Below are 19,333 nucleotides of genomic sequence, written 5' to 3'. Positions count from 1 at the left end.
TGCAGACACTTACAACCAACCAAAACGATTGAAAAGATACTCATTCATCAGATCCAGGGATGCATGCAGAACACGAACACAATCCTGCTGAATCAAGGCCGAGCTTGACAGCCTTCGGCCAATTCGTTCACGTCGGCGCAACACAAGATCAGGGAGCGAGCGATGAAACTAGTCAGTAACCCGTTTCGAGGTGGTTCTAAGCTTTCGGATCAGGCCCCTTATCCCTCCGTAGAGACAGATGGGTTGGGCCGGCATCGATCCTTCTGTCCTGACTTTGTCGAAACGCCCCTTGTGAATGCATCGGCGCTGGCACCCGTCGCGAATCTCTGGGTTAAAGATGAGCGAAGCCGTATGGGCCTGGGATCGTTCAAAGCGCTGGGTGCGGCTTATGTGATCGCCTGCGAAGCGAATGACATCTCGGTCACGCCAGATGGTAACACGCTCAAAGGGCGCACCTATGTTACGGCAAGCGCGGGCAATCACGGGATGAGCATGGCCGCGGGCGCGCGCACTTTCGGAGCTGATGCAGTTGTCTACATCGCAGAAACAGTTCCTGAAAGCTTTGCAGATCGCCTGCGCGCTCAAAACGCACAAGTGGTCCGGGCGGGTGCGGATTACGCTGCCAGCATGGAAGCAGCCAGTCAGGCGGCGCAGGACAATGGCTGGACTTTGCTCTCGGACAGTTCCTGGGAGGGGTATACTGAACTACCGTACTTGCTGATGGAAGGGTATCTGCAAATGGCGGTCGAAGCCGCCGAGCAATGTACTGAGGCACCAACGCACGTTCTTTTGCAAGCCGGTGTTGGCGGCATGGCCGGAGCCGTCGCTGCCTATGCGCGGGTCGTTTGGGGAGATGCTCCGCAGATCATTGTTGTCGAGCCAACCTCTGCCCCGGCGCTGCAGGCCAGTATCGAAGCGGGGCATTGTGTGTTTGCTGACGGGCCCGACAGCATCATGGGGCGACTGGATTGCAAAGAGCCCTCGCTGATCGCCTTGAACGGCTTGGCCCGAGATGCCGATCTGTTTGTGACAATCGAGGATGACACTGTCGAAGCACAGCTTCCGGCTATGGCGAAGGCCGGGTTGGAAACCAGCGCTTCGGGCGGTGCTGGCATTGCGGCCGTTCTGAACGACGCGATCCGTAGTGAACTGGGTATTGGACCGAATTCCAAAGTGCTCTGCATTTTGAGCGAGCAACCTGCATGAGAGGTTTCGCACCAGAGGAATTCGCGACCCGCGTTGCGCGCGCCCAGCATCGGATGCAAGAAACCGGTCTTTCGGCCCTGTTGCTTACGACTGAGCCCCAGCTTCGCTATTTCACAGGTTATCTGACCCGTTTCTGGGAAAGCCCAACGCGGCCTTGGTTTCTGATCGTTCCGATTTCTGGCAAGCCGGTTGCAGTAATCCCATCCATCGGTGCTGCATTGATGGCGCAGACATGGATCGACGACATTCGAACCTGGAGTGCACCCGACCTTGAAGATGATGGGGTATCCCTGCTGGCCGATACACTGAGAGGGTTGACGCCTGAAAACGCCTCAATCGGCTGCCCCGACGGGCATGAGACTCATGTAAGGATGCCACTGGCCGATCTAAGGCATCTCGAATCCGCAATTGGAGCGCGCCAAATTACGGGTGACCATGGCATCCTACGGGCGCTGCGCATGGTGAAATCTGACGCTGAGATCGCAAAGATTCGAACTGCCTGTCAGATTGGTGCCCACGCCTTTGCACGAGTGCCCGAGATTGCCTCAGCAGGGACACCGTTGGATCAGATATTTCGAAACTTTCAGAGACTCTGCCTTGAAGAAGGTGCCGACTGGGTGCCCTATCTGGCCGGAGGGGCCGAGCAAGGCGGGTACTCGGATGTAATCTCACCCGCGACACAGACCCCGCTTCGTATAGGCGATGTGCTTATGCTCGACACCGGCCTCGTCCACGATGGCTATTTTTGCGACTATGATCGCAATTGGTCCGTCGGCCCAGCGAGCAAGGCGGTACGCGATGCACATGCCAGATTGGTCGAGGCTTCGGATGCAGCGTTTGATCAAGCCCGCCCAGGCGTGACGGCTTCTCAGCTTTTTCATACGATGAACACAATACTTACCGATGGCAGCGCGGGTACCGATGCCGGGAGACTGGGCCACGGGTTAGGAATGTCGTTGACCGAATGGCCTTCGCTTATTCCCGATGATCATACTGAACTGCAACCGGGAATGGTTTTGACGCTTGAACCGGGTATTGCGGTCGATGGCAAAATTCTCGTGCACGAAGAAAACATCCTGATAACCGAAGGCGCGCCCGAATTCCTCAGCCCCCGCACCGGACCAGAGATCGCCGAGATATGAGCACGTTGCCGTACACACTGGATCCTGACGATCCCTCGGCCGTACCAATGGGGCTGATCGTTTTACAGACTGACGAGACAATCGAACCTGAGTTTCGTAGCCTTTTTATCGATGACAAAAGCCCGCTTTATGTCAGCCGCATTCCCAGCGGGACCGAGGTTAACACCGACACGCTGGCGCAGATGGAGACCGACTTACCTGCAGCGGCTGATTTGCTGCCAAAGGCGCGGCCCTATCGAGTTGTTGGCTATGGATGTACGTCAGCCAGTTCGGTTATCGGCTCGGATCGGGTTGAGCAGATGGTCATGCAGTCCTGTAATACATCGACCGTCACCAACCCGTTGCGGGCAGCCTCTGCCTGCGCGAGACATTTGGGCGTCTCAAAATTTGCACTGCTGTCGCCTTACATTGAAGAAGTAAACACTCCGTTGCGACGCGCGTTTGCAGAACAAGGCATCTCGATGGATGTGTTTGGCACTTTCGGCGAATCCGAAGAAGCCAAAGTTGTGCGGATCTCAACCGATTCCGTGGTCGATGCCGCCGTGCGACTGGGAAGAGATTCAACAGTCGACGCCGTATTCCTAAGTTGTACGAACCTTCGGACACTGACGGCTATCCCAAGGATCGAGGCGCAGATCGGCAAGCCTGTCCTGTCAAGCAACCAGAGTTTGGCCTGGCATATGAAACAACTGAACGTGTCGCAAAATTAGGCAAATGCGGCGTTTACGCGACTCCAATTGCTTTACGGGCTTGCGACCATTTGTTAGCCTCGTCATCAATGCACGAGAAGATCAATGAGGCCCGGACCAACCGGGTAATCATTTGACGCAACAGGGGGTCTTGTGACCGACACAAATAGCGACGCCGCGTTTGTTGAATTTCAACGCGTTCAAAAGTCTTATGATGGCGAGAACCTCGTCGTCAAAGATCTCAACCTGGCAATGCCAAAGGGCGAATTCCTGACCATGCTTGGGCCGTCCGGATCAGGTAAGACGACCTGCCTGATGATGCTTGCCGGATTCGAAACCGCCACACATGGCGAGATTCTTCTGGATGGAAAACCCATCAACAATATCCCTCCGCACAAACGTGGCATCGGGATGGTGTTCCAGAACTACGCTCTGTTCCCGCATATGACTGTAGCCGAGAACCTTTCGTTCCCGCTGGAAGTCCGCAAGCTGGGTAAGTCCGAGCGCGAGGAGAAGGTCAAGCGCGCGCTGGACATGGTGCAGATGGGTGCCTTCGGCAATCGTCGCCCCGCGCAGTTGTCGGGTGGTCAGCAGCAACGGATCGCACTGGCACGTGCGCTGGTGTTCGAGCCCGAACTGGTTTTGATGGACGAACCGCTGGGTGCGTTGGACAAACAACTACGCGAGCATATGCAGTTCGAAATCACCCGTCTGGCGCATGAACTGGGCATTACCACCGTCTACGTGACCCACGACCAGACCGAGGCATTGACCATGTCCGACCGTGTTGCGGTGTTTGACGATGGCCGCATTCAGCAACTGGCCCCGCCGGATCAGCTGTATGAAGAACCCGACAACAGTTTCGTGGCGCAATTCATCGGTGAAAACAATACCCTGGAAGGTGTTGTTAAATCCATCGATGGAGATACCTGCCTTGTGCAATTGGATGACGGCTCGGAAATCGATGCGGTGCCGATCAACGTGCACAATCCGGGCGAACGTACCAAGGTCTCGATCCGGCCCGAGCGCGTAGAATTCAATAAAGACCGACTGCATGCCGATGCACATACGCTGAAAGCAACGGTCAAGGAATTCATCTATATGGGCGACGTGTTCCGCTTCCGCATGTCGGTGGCGGGCAATGACGAGTTCATCGTCAAAACACGGAATGCCCCCGACGCCATCCGTCTGAATCCCGGACAGGAAATCGAGATCGGCTGGCTTGCAAAGGATTGTCGTGCGCTCGACGCATAGACCAAGCCGCGCGATACAAACGTGGCTTACCGAGGGACCAGCTGGCGAAAACCCGTGCGTCAGCTGACCAAACAACAAACGGGAAGTACTGGGAGTAACACATGAAAACTACCAAAACACTGCTGACAGCAGCTGCTATTGCGACAGCGGCTGGCGGCGTTTCCGCCGAAGAGATGACCATCGTCTCGTGGGGCGGCGCCTATTCCAAATCGCAGCTCAAGGCTTATCACGAGCCCTATTCGGAGAAGACCGGCGTCACCATCCTGAATGATGACAGCTCGAACGAGGCCGTCGCCAAACTGCGCGCGATGAACGAAGCGGGCAACATCACATGGGACGTGGTTGATGTGGTTGCGGCGGACGCGATCCGCCTCTGCGACGAAGGTCTGGCACTTGAGATCGATTTCGACACTCAACTGGCCCCTGCCCCCGATGGCACGCCTGCCTCCGAAGATTTCGGTGACCTTCTGGTCAGCGACTGCTTTATCCCGCAGATCGTCTATTCAACCACTTTCGGTTATCGCACAGATCTGGTCGGTGATACTCCGCCAACCGACATCTGCGCAGTATTCGATCTTGAAGCCTATCCCGGCAAGCGCTCGCTGGAAAAGCGCCCGATCAACAACATGGAATGGGCGTTGCTGTGTGACGGCGTTGCAAAAGACGACGTTTACGACGTTCTGGCCACTGCTGAAGGTCAGGACCAGGCCCTGGCCAAACTGGACACCATCAAGGACAGTGTCGTCTGGTGGTCTGCCGGTGCCGACACGCCACAATTGCTGGCTGATGGTGAAGTTGTCATGGGTTCGACCTATAACGGCCGCCTGTTCAGCGTGATCGAAGAACAAAAGCAGCCGGTAGCGATGCTGTGGGATGCTCAGGTATTCGATCTTGATGGCTGGATCATTCCGGCTGGCCTGAGCGAAGAGCGTCAACAGCGCGCGCTGGACTACATCATGTTCGCAACTGACACGCAGCGTCTGGCAGATCAGGCCAAGTACATCTCGTACGGCCCGGCTCGTGCTTCCTCTGCACCGCTGGTAGGTCAGCACGCCGATCTGGGCATCGACATGGCACCACACATGCCGACCGATCCGGAAAACGCCAAGAACACGTTCCTGTACAACTACGAGTTCTGGGCGGATTACCGCGACGATATCGACGCCAAATTCCAGGCTTGGCTGGCGCAATAAGCGTCTGATTTCCTGAGATTGTCGGGGGCGGCCTATCGCCCCCGACCCCAAAAATACCCAAGGGGTAACGATGACTGACGCCACCCAAAATACTGGTCCCATGCTGGCCGCGGACGGCACGCCACTCAAGCAATCGCTGGCCCGGTCACTGCGACGGCAAAAGCTGCGGGCCCTGATGCTGGTCGCCCCACTGCTGCTGTTCGTTATGTTCTCGTTCATCGTGCCTATTGCGGCGATGCTGTTCCGATCCGTGGAAAACAGCATCGTACAAGAGACACTGCCCCTGACGGTCGAAGCATTGCAAAGCTGGGATGAAACCAGCGGCGAGTTGCCCGACGAAGCCGTTTATGACGCCTTTGTCCGCGACATGGTCGTGGCCGTCGATAACAAGACACACACCCGGCTGGGTTCGCGTCTGAACTATGAAGAGACAGGCATGTCTTCGATGTTCCGCCGCTCGGGTCGGAAAATGGGTAAGCTGGACCCCGAAACCGATGGGCCGTTCAAAGACCAGGTCATCGAGATTCACGACGGCTGGGGTGAACCGCAGACTTGGGCGGTTATCAAGACGCATTCGCCCGCTGTCACCAATGGCTATTTTCTGAACGCTGTGGACATGCGCCGCACGCCCGAGGGCGCGCAGGCGCAGCCCGAGGACAAGCAGATCCTGATCAAGCTGTTCGGGCGCACTTTGTTCATGTCACTGGTGATCACCGCGTCCTGTATCCTGCTGGCCTATCCGGTCAGTTATTTGCTGGCGACACTTCCGATGCGGGTGTCGAACCTGCTGATGATCCTCGTGTTGTTGCCCTTCTGGACGTCATTGTTGGTGCGAACCTCGGCGTGGAAGGTGATGTTGCAGCAACAGGGCGTGATCAATGAAACATTGGTCTGGCTGGGACTGGTAGCCGACGACGCCAGGCTGGTGATCATCAACAACCAGATCGGCACGATCATAGCTATGACGCATATCCTGCTGCCGTTCATGATCCTGCCCATGTATTCGGTGATGCAGACCATACCGCCCTCGTACACCCGCGCTGCAAAATCCATGGGCGCAACCAACTGGACGACATTCTGGCGCATCTACTTCCCGCAATCCATTCCTGGCATCGGCGCGGGCTCAATCCTCGTGTTCATTCTGGCGATCGGTTACTACATCACGCCTGAAATCGTTGGCGGCACCAAGGGTGTCTTTATTTCGAACCGGATTGCCTATCACATCTCGTCCTCGCTGAACTGGGGGCTGGCCGCGGCATTGGGAACGATCCTTCTGGGCGTCGTACTGCTGCTCTACTGGTGCTACGACAAGATTGTCGGCATTGATAACGTGAAGCTGGGATAATCGACATGGCCGCACTTACTCCGATATCCCGCAAACCTTTGTCCATGGTCTTGCCAAGCGTTGCGCTGGCAGGCGCCTTCGCCGGTATCTTTGTTGGCGCGGGCAATGGCTCGGTCTTCCTCGGCATCATTGGCGGTGCAGCCTTGATCGCCGCTGTGGCCTGGGTCTACATCACGGTACTCAAGAACGAAAAACTGGCCAGATGGATCAATATCCTTGGCTTTGGCATCGTCGGTTTACTGTTCTCTGGCCCAATGGGCGGCATTCTGGGCCTGTTGGGTGGATGGTTCTTCGTCTGGTTTATCTTTTGGCTGTACGAAGGTCGATATCGCCAAAAACTGTTGCCCTATCTGACCGCGAAACAAGTGTTCTATCACTACTTGTTCCGGGTGATCTGCGGCGCGATCTTCGTGTTCCTGATCACCCCGATCCTCGTGGTTCTGCCGCTTTCGTTCAACGCGCAGGACTTTTTTACCTTCACGCCTGAAATGCTGCGGCTCGACCCGGAAGGGTATTCGCTGAAGCATTACCGCGACTTCTTCACCAACAATGAATGGCAGCGCAGCTTCAAGAACTCACTCATCATTGCTCCAATTGCGACGATCATCTCGGTCTCGCTGGGCACGCTGGCGGCCATTGGCCTCAGCCAGAGCCACGTTCCAGGCCGCCGCGCCATCATGGGCATCCTGATCTCGCCAATGATCGTGCCGCTGATCATTTCAGCCACAGGCATGTTCTTCTTCTACAGCGATATCGGCCGCTTCATGGAGGGAACACTGGGCATGAACAAGAACTTTGTGGGCTATGTGAAAGTGATCCTCGCTCACGCCGTTCTGGGTATTCCATTCGTCATCATCACCGTGACCGCAACGCTAGTGGGCTTTGACCGCTCGCTGACGCGGGCGGCTGCGAATATGGGCGCGGGTCCAGTGCGGACATTCTTCAAGATCCAGATGCCCTTGATCCTGCCGGGTGTGATCTCAGGCGGCTTGTTTGCCTTCATCACCTCGTTCGACGAGGTGGTCGTGGTACTGTTTGTCGGCTCGGCTAGCCAAAAAACGCTGCCATGGCAGATGTTCACCGGCCTGCGCGAACAGATCAGCCCGACCATTCTGGCGGTGGCCACGATCCTCGTGGTGATCTCGATTGCGCTGCTGACTACGGTCGAGCTGCTGCGCCGCCGGTCCGAGCGCCTGCGGGGCCTTTCCCCCGCTTGACGCAGGCCTAGGTCTGATCTAACGATTCACCTGTTCATCCCAGCCGCGATGGCGTCGCGGACGCACTGGGATGATCGGCTCTCGGACCCCGAGACCGCCTGTCCTGAACGCCGGGACAAGTGGCCGGGTTTGCCGCCCGGCAATGATGAGAGACCAAGTCATGACAGACACAACAAAACGCCCCGAATTCTTCATTTGCCACAATGGCGACAAAGCGCCCCTGCCGTTCAGTAAGGGCGAATACGACCGCCGCCTTGGCGCCCTGCGCGCAACCATGGCCAAGCATGACATCCCCGCCGTCCTGCTGACCTCGATGCAGAACATCGCCTATTATTCCGGCTTTCTGTACTGCTCTTTCGGCCGCCCCTACGGCTGCGTGGTAACACAGGACGCTTGCACCACTGTCTCGGCAAACATCGACGCGGGCCAACCGTGGCGGCGCTCGGTTGAGGGCAACGTCATCTACACCGACTGGAAGCGCGCCAATTACTGGCGCGCAGTGGCCAGCCTCATCGGCGGGGCCAAACGGATCGGGATCGAAGGCGACCACATGACACTGGCGGCGCGCAACACGGCGCTGGACATGCTGGGCGGACCGGAACTGATCGACATCGCGCCTGACACGATGTTTGCCCGCATGGTGAAATCCGCAGAAGAGATCGAGCTGATCAAAGGCGGCGCGCGCACCGCTGACGTGGGTGGGGCCGCCATTCACGCAGCGATCCGTGAAGGCGCCACCGAGATCGAGATCGCCATGGCCGGGCGCGATGCGATGGAAGAGGAAATCGCCCGCGCCTACCCGGATGCCGAATACCGCGACACATGGGTCTGGTTCCAGTCGGCGCTTAACACCGATGGCGCCCATAACCCTGTCACCAAACGCGCGCTGCAAAAGGGCGATATCCTGTCGCTGAACACCTTCCCGATGATCTCGGGCTATTACACCGCGCTGGAACGCACCCTGTTCCTGGGCGAGCCCGACGCAGACAGCCTGCGCCTGTGGAAGGCCAACGTTGCCGCGCATGAGCTGGGCCTGAGCCTGATCAAACCCGGCGCGACCTGTTCGGGCATCACGGCTGAGATCAACCGCTTCTTCGCGGATGAGGGCCTGCTGCAATACCGCTCGTTCGGGTATGGCCATTCCTTCGGCATCCTCAGCCACTATTACGGGCGCGAGGCCGGTCTGGAGCTGCGCGAAGATATCGACACGGTGCTGGAACCCGGCATGGTCGTCTCGATCGAGCCGATGCTGTGGATCCCTGAAGGCCAGCCCGGCGCGGGCGGCTATCGTGAACACGATATCCTTGTGGTTGGTGAAGACGGGGCCGAGAACATCACCGGCTTCCCCTATGGTCCCGGCCACAACATCATCGATGCATGAAAAAACGGGTGGGGCGACAAGCCCCACCTTCTACCGCTGGGCGCGTTCGTGAAAGATGAAGCCCAGAAAGTTCAGCAATAGCTGCGCCGCCAGAACCTGGGTACTTTCCGTCGGGTCGTAAGCAGGCGCGACTTCGACCAGATCGATGCCCACAACATCGCCGCGTTTGGCCAGACCCTGTAGAATTTCCAGTACATCGTAGTAGAGAAACCCGCCATGGCTGGGCGTACCTGTGCCCGCCGCGATTGAAGGGCAAAAAGCGTCGATATCTATCGTTACGTAATACCGTGCCCCCTGCGGGATACGCGCCAGCACTGCCTCGGCCCCCAGTTTGCGCACCTGCCGCACAGACAGGATGTCCGACCCGCGCGCACGGGCGTCGTCATAGCCTTCCTTCGCGGTGGATGAGACATTGCGGATGCCCAGCTGCGTCATGCCTGAGACATAGTCTTTCTCAATCGCCCGCCGCATCGGGTTGCCATGTCCGGCGGTCACTCCGTGGCGTTCATCGACAAAATCCAGATGCGCGTCGATCTGCACCACATGGATCGGGCCGTTCTGCGTGCAATCCTCGGCGAAGGCATTGATACAGGGGATGTTGATCGAATGGTCCCCGCCAATTGTCACCGGCAATGCCCCTGCTTTCAGGATCTTGCCCACCCCCAAGGCGATATTCGCATGGCTCTCGTCGGTCTTGGTATGGATAATATCCGCGTCCCCCAGATCAACGATCCGCACCGAGCCATCCAGATAGGTTGCGTCATCTTCGTGATCATAAGCCCCAGCGTGGCCGAAACTGAACAGGGTCGAGGCTTCGCGCACGGCCCGAGGTCCAAACCGCGCCCCCGGTCGCCATTGGGTCCCGAAATCGAAGGGCGCGCCGAGAACGGCGATATCCGCCTCTATCTCATCCCAATTCTCAACATATGGAGATTTGGCGAAGGTTGAGATGCCGACAAAAGGCAGGTTTAGTCGCCCCGCCTTATAACCATGGTCTTGCATGGGTATTTCCTTTTTCATTGCCACTGTCACGTTCGATGACATCAATCGCAGCAGCATCTTGTGCTCAGGATGGACCAATGTCGAGATGCCCGGCGTGCAGCTTCAGTATTTCGAGCCATTCACGCGAGTGTTGCGTGTATGTGATCTGCTTTGCAGGCAAGATCGAATATGAACCCGATCGGAGGATGCCATGTCGATTCCACGTCGCAGCTTTGTCGGCCTGTTGGGGGCAAGCGCTGTAGCACCTCGCGCTCTTTGGGCGCAGGATGACCCTGTTTACGATGCCGTACGTTCAACTTTGTATGGCAGTCGGACCGATTTCGAAGCCGGGATGGCGTTCCTGACCGAGCGCGGCAACCCGGACGTTGTGCCCGCGCTTTTGACGGCGATGCGCTATGGCAGACGGCGAGAGCGAGACATTGCCAAAGTCATGGAAGCGTTGAGCGGCGCGCGCCACGGCACAGACTGGTTCGAATGGATGCTATGGCAAGAACGGAACGCTCAGATTGTACCTCATCCATCTTTGATACCGTTCAAACGCGAAGTTCTTTTGGGCATCGATCAGAACTTCGATGTTTTCCTGAAACCCGAATATTTGCAACGCGACAAGATGAAGATTCGGCTGGAAGAGATCAGTTGGGGTGGTGTGCTCAAGGACGGTATCCCTTCGCTGGACAATCCCAAGCTGATCCCGGCGGCGCGGGCGGACTACATGAAAGACGACGATCTGGTCTTTGGCGTCTCGATCAACGGCGATGTACGCGCTTATCCGCTGCGCATCATGGGCTGGCACGAGATGTTCAACGAGGTGATCGGAGGCGTTCCGGTAGCACTGGCCTATTGTACGCTGTGCGGATCGGGGATTTTGTTTGAAACGCAGGTCGAGGGGCGGCGGAAGCCGTTTGTATTTGGCTCGTCCGGGTTCCTGTATCGGTCGAACAAATTGATGTTCGACCGTGAGACGCATTCGTTATGGAACCAGTACACAGGTAAGCCCGTGGTCGGACCGCTGGTCAACAGTGGGATCGAGCTGAAGCAGCGTCCTGTGGTGATCACCCGCTGGGACAGCTGGAAGGCGTCGCATCCGGATACGCAGGTGCTGTCGCTCAGCACCGGTCATCGGCGCAACTATGGCTCGGGCGTTGTGTATCGCGATTACTTTGCCTCACCCGATCTGATGTTCCCGGCCTTGGTCGATCAAAGTAGGCATCGCCAGAAGGACTACGTGTTCGCCGTGCGCCAGTTCGGCGCGGCGCGGGCGTGGCCGTTGGACGCGTTCAAGGGCAAGCCGGTGATCAACGATGCGATTGGCGGGCGGGCACTGATGCTGATGGGCGACCCGGACAAGCGCAGCGTGCGCGCCTACGAGCGTGGATCGCGCCAGTTCCGCGCGACCACCGATGGCGGGCTGCTGGACGAAACGGGCAACAAGTGGCGCGTCACCGAAGAGGCACTGATTGGCCCGGATGGCGCAGAGTTGCCGCGCGTCGCGGGACATATCTCGTATTGGTTTGCCTGGGACAATTATCTGGGCGACGCAGCCAGCGTTTACGGACGCTGATCAAGAATGTTCCTCGGCCGCTGTGGCGGCCAACGCGCGGTTGTAAGCTTTCAGCGCGTCGATGTGATAGAGCGCGCCAACGGGGTTTTCACAGCCGTCCTTGTCGATGATCACCACCGGGATGCAAGGGATGTCATCGCGGTCGAAATATGGCATCGCGGCCTCAAGCGTGGCGCTGGCCTTGACGCATAGGCCTTGTTCGATCAATGCCTGCGCGTCTTCCTTGGAGATCGAACGCGCGTCCCCCAGCGGGCGCATCACCGCGCCTGCGCGCAGCATTGCCAGCAAGTAGGCCTGCGGCCCGGCGGCAAGGTGCACATTGCGTCGTTCCAGCTGGGTCAGGAAGAAGGACCGGTCCACAAGGCGCGAGGCCAGCGCAGTGGACATCGAGACCGAAACCATCACGGCGAGGCCGATCTGCCAGTCTCCGGTCAATTCAAACACGATGAGCGTGGTCGAGATCGGCGCGCCCAGCACCGCCGCCGCCACCGCGCCCATCCCGGCAAAGGCATAGAGCGTATGGGTGCCTGACACATCTGGCAGCAATCCGGTGGCGATCAGGCCGAAGGCCAACCCGGTCAGCGCTCCGATCATCAATGAAGGGGAAAACACACCACCACCCATGCGACCGCCCATGGTAATCGCCACTGCGACGGTCTTGATGACCGCGAACAGGATCGCGGTCGTCAGCACGAGGTCCCCGGTCAAAGCACGGATCGTGGTTTCGTATCCCACGCCGATGATGTGCGGAAACCAGACCGCCAACAGGCCGAGCATCGCGCCCGAAACACCGGGGCGCAGCCAGCGAGGCAGAGACAAGCGGTTTTGGATATGCGTGCCGATATCCTCGGCGAAGAAGATCGATCGCATCAGCAGTAGCGAAACCAGCCCGCAAATCAGGCCTAGGATCAGAAAGGCGGGCAGCTCGACATAGAATTGCAACGACCCGGGCGTTTCCAGCGTGAATTCGGTCACGTCACCATAAGCCAGCCGATTGATCACGGTCCCCGCGACCGAGGCGATGACAATGGGCGCAAAGGCATGAACGGCGAAGTGGCGCAACACAACCTCAAGCGCAAACAAGGCCCCGGCGATAGGGGCGTTGAAACTGGCCGAAACAGCAGCGGCCACAGCGCAACCCAATAGGTCGCGCCCGGTGATACCGTCGGCGTGGATACGGTCGCTGACCCAAGTCGAGATGACCCCGGCCATATGCACAACAGGTCCTTCCCGCCCCGTGGATCCGCCTGAGCTGAGCGTGATCAGCGAAGCGAAAAAAGATGCGATACCGGCCTTCTTTTCGACCCGTCCATCAGTGATGGCCGCACCCTCGATCACATCAGCTACCGAACGCACACGGCCATCATCGGTGTACCTGTTCAGGATGATCCCGACGACCAACCCGCCGACCACAGGTGTAAGGAAAATCCAGAGCCAATGCAGCTTCTCAGCATGGCTGTGCAGGAATAGGATATCTTCGGTGTTGTAGAGATAAGCCTGCAACGACGAGATCGCCATCCGGAATCCCAGCGCCATGAAGCCTGCAGCGATCCCGATGACCAGAGCGATAAACCAGAACTGAATCTGGCTGGGGCCACGATGAAGCATTACCCGCCATGCATCCCGCAGCGCCGAGAGGGCTTGATTGAGCTGATTGCGCAGCACGGTGCGGGTCGATTGGGTCATTGGCCCTCGTTGGGGTGGTCGCCTGACCCTTAGTAAGCCACGCGCGCGCCTTAGAAAAGTCGGTTCACGACAAGATGCTCACAGAATGCGCGTCATGCATCCAACAGAGCACGGGCAGCGGCACGTGCCTCATCCGTAATGGTGTCGCCTGCGACCATCCGGGCGATTTCGTCGACGCGGTCGGGGTCGGCCAGCGGGATCACGGTGGACAGGGTCTGATCGCCGGTGACCTGTTTCTGCACCCGCCAGTGATGCGCCGCCCGTGCGGCCACTTGCGGCGAGTGGGTGACGACCAGCACCTGCCCGCCCTGCGCGAGTGCGGCCAGACGGCGGCCCACCGCGTCCGCCGTGGCACCGCCGACACCGCGGTCAATCTCGTCAAAGATCATCGTGCGGGCACTGTCTTCGTCCGTTAGGCAGACCTTAAGCGCCAGCAGAAAGCGGCTGAGTTCGCCGCCCGAGGCGATTTTGTTGAGCGGCCCTGACGGCGCCCCCGGGTTGGTGGCGACGGTGAAGGCCACCGCATCGATGCCTTCGGGGCCCGGGTCGGTCGCAGTGATCTCGGTCCGGAACACGGCGCGTTCCATTTTCAGGGGCGCGAGTTCAGCCATTACTGCGGTGTCCAACGCACTGGCGGCCTTACGGCGCGTTTCGCCAAGCGCGGTGGCCGCGTTGTCATACGCAGCCTGTGCCGCGTCCACAGCAGCGCGTTTGTTGCTGAGGTCGGCGTCACCCGCATCCAGCCGGTTCAGGCGGTCGCGCAAGGTATCGGCGAAGGTGCCCAGATCATCGGGGGCCACATCGTGTTTCCGTGCCAGCGCGCGAATGGCAAAGAGGCGTTCCTCGGCCTGTTCCAGTTCCGCTGGGTTAAAATCGAGCGCTTGCAGACAGGCGTTGACCCCATCCTGCGCCTCGCCCAGTTCGATCAGGGCGCGACCCAGCGCTGCAATGGGGCCTTCCAACTGGCCACCCGCATTATCCGACACGCCTTCCAGCCAGCGCACGGCATCGGCCATCGCGCCCTCGGCCCCGTCGCCGCCCAGCAAGGCAAAGGCACGGGCCACGTCATCGCGAATCCGCTCGGCCCCTTGCATCATGCGGCGGCGGGCGTCGAGATCTGCATCCTCACCCGGCTGCGGGTCAAGCTGATCCAACTCGGCAACGGAATGACGCAGGAACTCTTCTTCGGCACGCATAGCCTCCAGCGCTGCCTCAGTCTGCGCCAGAGCTTTGCGGGCGATGGACATCTGGCCCCATGCGGCACGCACGGCGGCCAACTGATCCCCTGCCCCGGCATAGGCATCCAGCATTGCGCGATGCCCGCGTGGGTTCAGCAGGCCTCGGTCATCATGTTGGCCGTGCAGTTCGATCAGAGTTTCCGACAGCGCCCGTAACACTTCGCCCGAACAACGGCGGTCATTGACCCATGCAGTCTTACGTCCCTCGGCCGTGTTGACGCGGCGCAGGATCAACTCCTCGCCACCGGGCAGACCCGCCTCGGCCAGAATCGAATGGGCAGGGTGGTCGTCAGGCAGTTCAAACTCGGCCACAACTTCGCCCTGTGCGGCCCCCTGACGAACCAGCTCGGCGCGCCCTCGCCAGCCCAGCACAAAGCCCAGCGAATCCAGCAAGATCGACTTGCCCGCGCCGGTTTCACCGGTCAAAGCATTCAAGCCCGGCTGAAACGTCAGCTCCAGCCGGTCGATGATCAGCATGTCGCGGATATCAAGGGCGCGCAGCATCGGGTCTTTAGCGTCCCAAGCCTTTAGCCATGGCCGTTACAACCACTCACCCTTGACGGTCTGGCGATAGATCGTGCTGAGCCAATTGTTACCTCGGCTCTTTAGATCGAGACCACGCGACGTCAGCAACGTGTACCCCGCGTCGTACCATTCCGAGGACTGATAGTTGTAACCCAGAATCGCACCCGCGGTCTGCGCCTCGTCCACCAGTCCCAGCGCCAGATACGCCTCGATCAGTCGATAGAGCGCCTCGGCGGTATGAGATGTGGTCTGAAAATCTTCGACCACCACGCGGAATCGGTTGATCGCCGCAGTGAAGTGATCCTGACGCAGATAATAGCGCCCGATCTCCATCTCTTTGCCAGCCAGATGGTCGAAGGCAAGGTCGAACTTCAGTACGGCAGATGTGGCATACTCACTGTCTGGGTAGACTTCGATCACCGTGCGCAGGGCCTGCAGTGCCTGAAAGGTCAGCCCCTGATCACGGCCAACTTCGTCGATCTGATCATAGTAGCTGAGCGCCAGAAGATACTGGGCATAGGCGGCGTCTTCGTCAGTGGGATAGAAATCGATATATCGCTGCGCGGCGGCGCGGCTTTCTTCATAGTTCTGGTCCGAATGGAATGAGAACGCCTGCATGATCAGCGCACGTTTCGCCCAATCGGAATAAGGATAAAGCCGCTCTACTTCAGAGAAATACCAAGCCGCGTCGTCCGAGCGATTCTGCGACAGCTCGTATTCACCGCGGGTGTAAATCTGTTCAGGCGTGAAACCTTCGAGGTTTTGGCTGCGGTCTGCCCCACGGTTACCAAACAGACCTCCGGCATTGCCACATGCCGTCAAAGTTGCTGCCAGAAGAAGCGCACCTGCGATTCTGACTGCCGCTTTGCTGCCAACCATTCCGCCCATCCTTGTCGTCTACTTAGCGGGAATTACCCCTGATCGGGCCTCGGTCTAGCACATAAAATTCCAGTGCAAAACGCCTTATCCACCCTCATGGCGCAAATGTCGTCAGAGTTGATCAGATCACGCAACCTGCGGGATTTCGCTTCGCACAAGGCCCTGGCCGGGCAGACGCGCGGCTTGTTCAGGGGTACAAAGGATCGGTCGCACAGCGCCCGGTGTTTCGAACAGTTTGCGCAGCAATGTGTTAGTCATCGAATGCCCCGACTTCTCGCCGACAAAGCGCCCCAGAATCGGACCGCCTGCAAGATAGAGATCACCCAGAGCGTCCAGCATTTTGTGGCGCACCGCTTCATCCGTGTGACGGAAGCCACCCGGGGTCAGGACTTCGTCGCCCTGTACGACTACGGCATTGTCCAATGTGCCGCCCAAGGCCAATCCGTTTTCACGCATCGCTTCGACATCTGTGCGGCGGCAAAACGTGCGACTGTCGCAGAGTTCACGCGCAAACGAACCATTGCGCATGTCCAAAACTTTTGTCTGGCTTCCAATGGCGTCGTCTTCGAAATCAATGTGGAACTCGATCTCCAGACCTTCCGCAGGCGCGATAGATGCCTTTGCGCCCTCGCGTTCAACAGAGACGGGTTTGAGCACTTCATAAGCCAGTACCGGACTAGCCTGACGACGAACGCCTTTGGCCATGATGCCCCGAACAAAGGCCACGGACGAACCATCCATGATCGGGACTTCGGGACCGTCGATTTCAATCAGCGCATTATGGACACCACATCCGGCAAGTGCCGCCATGATGTGTTCCACAGTCGATACCGACACATTCGCATCGTTAACCAATCGTGTGCAAAGAGGCGTCCGCTCAACAACGTCATAGATAGCGGGGATCAACGCATTGCCCAGCTCGATATCAGTCCGTTTGAACCAGATTCCATGACCTGCCGCTGCAGGCTTCAGAACCATCGTCGCAGGCTTGCCGCTATGCAGCCCAGTGCCCACAAACGTGACTGAAGATTTGAGCGTATGTTGCAATGTGAGCCTCGGTGAGTTGTGTCCAGCCTATCAGGGGCTGTGTTGCACCCTCAACTAAGGAAGGGGGCATTAAGGCTCAACTCACCTTTTGCAACCGAATGAAACATGAATGTGACACATCGGCAAATCCCTGCTTACACCAGCTCAACACCTTGTGTTTCCACAAAAAAGGGCCGCGCGATGGCGGCCCTTCGAGATGATTTTGTTACCGCGATCAGTTGGCCTGACGCCGTAGGAAGGCGGGAATTTCGATGCGCTCCTGATCAGGATCGGCTTCATCCTGAACAGGTGCCGTTGCGTCAACCGACCGCATCGCAGGCTGTTGGCGTACCGGTTGAGCGGGCGTATCGGCCGCATGGCCGGTCATCCGGTCAATCAATCGGTTGAAGCCAAAACGCGGGCGATCCTCGGTCGCTTGCTGCGGCTGAGGGGCCGGTTCGCGAGGTGCCTCAGGCGTCGGACGCAGCCGGTTCGAAGGTACTTTCTGAACTGCGGCCTGCAACCGCTGCATCGCTTCCGGAGACGGTGTGCCGGGGGTCTGGGCACGCGGTGCGTCGTAGGAGTCGACTGTCTCTTCGACTTCGGGTTGCGGTTCGAACTGCGCAACCTGAGGCTGATAGGCGGGCGGAGGCAGCCCGTCATCTTCCTGCTCGGCAGCGGGTTGTTCGTCTTGCCAGCCTTCATTGAACTCGACATCTTCGATGGACTCGAAGAGCGTGGGCGCAATGTTGTCCTCAGCCGGGGCCTCATCTGCAGCGATTTGTTCAGGCGTGGAGTCTTCTGCCGAAACCGTGCGTGTCAGCGGAGCCGACATCGAACGGCGGGCGACCGGTACATCTTCGCTTTTCTCGCTGGCATCGATACCGGTGGCAACGACTGAAACGCGCATTCCGCCTTCCATCTCGGTGTCGAGGGTCGAACCGACAATTATATTGGCCTCCGGGTCCACTTCCTCGCGGATGCGGTTGGCGGCCTCGTCCAGTTCGAACAAGGTCAGGTCGTGCGCACCGGTGATGTTGATTAGCACACCCTTGGCACCCTTGAGGCTGATTTCGTCCAACAGCGGGTTAGCAATGGCCTTCTCGGCTGCCTGAATGGCGCGATCTTCACCGGTCGCTTCGCCTGTGCCCATCATCGCCTTGCCCATCTCGTCCATCACGGCTCGAACGTCGGCGAAGTCGAGGTTGATCAGACCCGGACGCACCATCAGGTCGGTTACGCCTTTGACGCCCTGATACAGGACATCGTCGGCCATCGAGAACGCCTCGGTAAACGTTGTCTTTTCGTTGGCCAGACGGAACAGGTTCTGGTTCGGAATGATGATCAGCGTATCAACGACTTTCTGCAGCGCATCAACGCCGTCTTCGGCCTGACGCATACGCTTGGCGCCTTCGAACTGGAAGGGTTTGGTGACAACCCCAACGGTCAGAACACCCAACTCCCGCGCTGCCTGCGCGATGATCGGCGCCGCGCCGGTGCCTGTGCCGCCACCCATGCCGGCGGTAATAAAGCACATATGCGCACCCGCCAGATGATCCACGATCTGTTCGATGCTTTCTTCAGCTGCTGCAGCACCCACGGTCGGACGCGCACCTGCACCTAACCCTTCGGTGACTTTGACGCCCAGCTGCACCCGCGCCGACGAACGGCTTTGCTGCAGCGCCTGTGCGTCTGTGTTCGCGACGACAAATTCTACGCCGTCCAACTGTTTTTCAATCATGTTGTCGACAGCATTGCCCCCAGCGCCGCCAACGCCAAATACGGTAATCCGAGGCTTGAGTTCGTCGTGCCCGGGCATCGAAAGATTTAATGTCATGCTCTGTCCGCCTGTTTTTTATGTTGCCGCAAAATGCGGTTTTTCTGACCTATCCACAGTCGATTTTACTGTGTCATTTCGGAAACGTCACCAGAAAAATCGCACGAATCCACAAAATATGGAGGAAATAAGGCAGCAAACAGCGGCATTTC

At 58.5% G+C, this 19,333-nt stretch carries 15 protein-coding genes; 9 read left to right on the top strand and 6 right to left on the bottom strand.

Translation table 11 applies throughout. From position 1 onward, the window contains the following. Positions 1 to 162: 162 nt before the first annotated feature. The 8 genes from AC2TEM_RS12035 (at position 163) to AC2TEM_RS12000 (ending at position 9,427) form a co-directional block, all read left to right on the top strand. Entirely contained in the window at positions 163 to 1,206 is a 1,044-nt protein-coding gene (locus AC2TEM_RS12035; RefSeq protein WP_170420860.1) for a pyridoxal-phosphate dependent enzyme, read from the top strand. Next, positions 1,203 to 2,348: a M24 family metallopeptidase gene (locus tag AC2TEM_RS12030; protein ID WP_170420858.1), complete on the top strand. Its 1,146-nt coding sequence runs from the start codon at positions 1,203 to 1,205 to the stop codon at positions 2,346 to 2,348. The genes AC2TEM_RS12035 and AC2TEM_RS12030 overlap by 4 nt, the downstream gene beginning before the upstream one ends. Beyond that, positions 2,345 to 3,058 carry an aspartate racemase/maleate isomerase family protein gene (locus AC2TEM_RS12025; RefSeq protein WP_170391994.1) on the top strand — a complete coding sequence of 238 codons (714 nt, stop codon included), beginning with the start codon at positions 2,345 to 2,347 and terminating at the stop codon, positions 3,056 to 3,058. The genes AC2TEM_RS12030 and AC2TEM_RS12025 overlap by 4 nt, the downstream gene beginning before the upstream one ends. 132 nt (positions 3,059 to 3,190) lie before the next feature. Then, positions 3,191 to 4,291, top strand: a complete 1,101-nt coding sequence (locus AC2TEM_RS12020; protein ID WP_170401347.1) for an ABC transporter ATP-binding protein — start codon at positions 3,191 to 3,193, stop codon at positions 4,289 to 4,291. Between the two features lie 101 nt (positions 4,292 to 4,392). Further along, positions 4,393 to 5,484, top strand: a complete 1,092-nt coding sequence (locus AC2TEM_RS12015; protein ID WP_170391999.1) for an extracellular solute-binding protein — start codon at positions 4,393 to 4,395, stop codon at positions 5,482 to 5,484. Between the two features lie 70 nt (positions 5,485 to 5,554). After that, on the top strand, positions 5,555 to 6,829 hold the full coding sequence (locus AC2TEM_RS12010; RefSeq protein WP_170392001.1) for an ABC transporter permease: 1,275 nt from the start codon (positions 5,555 to 5,557) through the stop codon (positions 6,827 to 6,829). A gap of 5 nt (positions 6,830 to 6,834) precedes the next feature. Beyond that, a complete protein-coding gene (locus AC2TEM_RS12005; RefSeq protein WP_170420856.1) occupies positions 6,835 to 8,046 on the top strand; it encodes an ABC transporter permease in 1,212 nt (403 codons plus the stop codon). A 160-nt stretch (positions 8,047 to 8,206) separates the two neighbouring features. After that, positions 8,207 to 9,427 carry an aminopeptidase P family protein gene (locus AC2TEM_RS12000; protein ID WP_170420854.1) on the top strand — a complete coding sequence of 407 codons (1,221 nt, stop codon included), beginning with the start codon at positions 8,207 to 8,209 and terminating at the stop codon, positions 9,425 to 9,427. A 30-nt stretch (positions 9,428 to 9,457) separates the two neighbouring features. Here AC2TEM_RS12000 and speB read toward each other — a convergent pair whose 3' ends face one another. Next, positions 9,458 to 10,429 (bottom strand): agmatinase, encoded by a 972-nt coding sequence (gene speB, locus AC2TEM_RS11995; protein WP_170420852.1) that lies wholly within the window; start codon positions 10,427 to 10,429, stop codon positions 9,458 to 9,460. A gap of 190 nt (positions 10,430 to 10,619) precedes the next feature. Between speB and AC2TEM_RS11990 the strand changes: the two genes are divergently transcribed. After that, on the top strand, positions 10,620 to 11,990 hold the full coding sequence (locus AC2TEM_RS11990; protein ID WP_170420850.1) for a DUF3179 domain-containing protein: 1,371 nt from the start codon (positions 10,620 to 10,622) through the stop codon (positions 11,988 to 11,990). Here AC2TEM_RS11990 and AC2TEM_RS11985 read toward each other — a convergent pair whose 3' ends face one another. From AC2TEM_RS11985 to ftsZ, 5 genes are all read right to left on the bottom strand, one after another. Then, positions 11,991 to 13,676, bottom strand: a complete 1,686-nt coding sequence (locus AC2TEM_RS11985) for a chloride channel protein (protein WP_170420848.1) — start codon at positions 13,674 to 13,676, stop codon at positions 11,991 to 11,993. 92 nt (positions 13,677 to 13,768) lie between these two features. Continuing rightward, entirely contained in the window at positions 13,769 to 15,418 is a 1,650-nt protein-coding gene (gene recN, locus AC2TEM_RS11980; protein ID WP_170420846.1) for a DNA repair protein RecN, read from the bottom strand. Positions 15,419 to 15,454: 36 nt separating this feature from the next. After that, a complete protein-coding gene (locus AC2TEM_RS11975) occupies positions 15,455 to 16,318 on the bottom strand; it encodes an outer membrane protein assembly factor BamD (protein WP_170392015.1) in 864 nt (287 codons plus the stop codon). A 126-nt stretch (positions 16,319 to 16,444) separates the two neighbouring features. Beyond that, entirely contained in the window at positions 16,445 to 17,365 is a 921-nt protein-coding gene (gene lpxC / locus AC2TEM_RS11970) for a UDP-3-O-acyl-N-acetylglucosamine deacetylase (protein WP_170420844.1), read from the bottom strand. 214 nt (positions 17,366 to 17,579) lie between these two features. Next, a complete protein-coding gene (ftsZ, locus tag AC2TEM_RS11965; RefSeq protein WP_170420842.1) occupies positions 17,580 to 19,181 on the bottom strand; it encodes a cell division protein FtsZ in 1,602 nt (533 codons plus the stop codon). Positions 19,182 to 19,333: the final 152 nt, after the last annotated feature.

This window comes from Ruegeria sp. HKCCD3925 (genome assembly GCF_057221175.1).
Note: the sequence above shows the minus strand (reverse complement) of the source record. Positions and strands in the feature narration are given on the sequence as shown.

Bases quoted from the DNA above. Each gene is read 5' to 3' on its own strand.
- AC2TEM_RS12035 (WP_170420860.1), top strand. From the start codon at position 163: ATGAAACTAGTCAGTAACCCGTTTCGAGGTGGTTCTAAGCTTTCGGAT.
- AC2TEM_RS12030 (WP_170420858.1), top strand. From the start codon at position 1,203: ATGAGAGGTTTCGCACCAGAGGAATTCGCGACCCGCGTTGCGCGCGCC.
- AC2TEM_RS12025 (WP_170391994.1), top strand. From the start codon at position 2,345: ATGAGCACGTTGCCGTACACACTGGATCCTGACGATCCCTCGGCCGTA.
- AC2TEM_RS12015 (WP_170391999.1), top strand. From the start codon at position 4,393: ATGAAAACTACCAAAACACTGCTGACAGCAGCTGCTATTGCGACAGCG.
- AC2TEM_RS12010 (WP_170392001.1), top strand. From the start codon at position 5,555: ATGACTGACGCCACCCAAAATACTGGTCCCATGCTGGCCGCGGACGGC.
- AC2TEM_RS12005 (WP_170420856.1), top strand. From the start codon at position 6,835: ATGGCCGCACTTACTCCGATATCCCGCAAACCTTTGTCCATGGTCTTG.
- AC2TEM_RS12000 (WP_170420854.1), top strand. From the start codon at position 8,207: ATGACAGACACAACAAAACGCCCCGAATTCTTCATTTGCCACAATGGC.
- speB (WP_170420852.1), bottom strand. From the start codon at position 10,429: ATGCAAGACCATGGTTATAAGGCGGGGCGACTAAACCTGCCTTTTGTC.
- AC2TEM_RS11990 (WP_170420850.1), top strand. From the start codon at position 10,620: ATGTCGATTCCACGTCGCAGCTTTGTCGGCCTGTTGGGGGCAAGCGCT.
- AC2TEM_RS11985 (WP_170420848.1), bottom strand. From the start codon at position 13,676: ATGACCCAATCGACCCGCACCGTGCTGCGCAATCAGCTCAATCAAGCC.
- recN (WP_170420846.1), bottom strand. From the start codon at position 15,418: ATGCTGCGCGCCCTTGATATCCGCGACATGCTGATCATCGACCGGCTG.
- AC2TEM_RS11975 (WP_170392015.1), bottom strand. From the start codon at position 16,318: ATGGTTGGCAGCAAAGCGGCAGTCAGAATCGCAGGTGCGCTTCTTCTG.
- ftsZ (WP_170420842.1), bottom strand. From the start codon at position 19,181: ATGACATTAAATCTTTCGATGCCCGGGCACGACGAACTCAAGCCTCGG.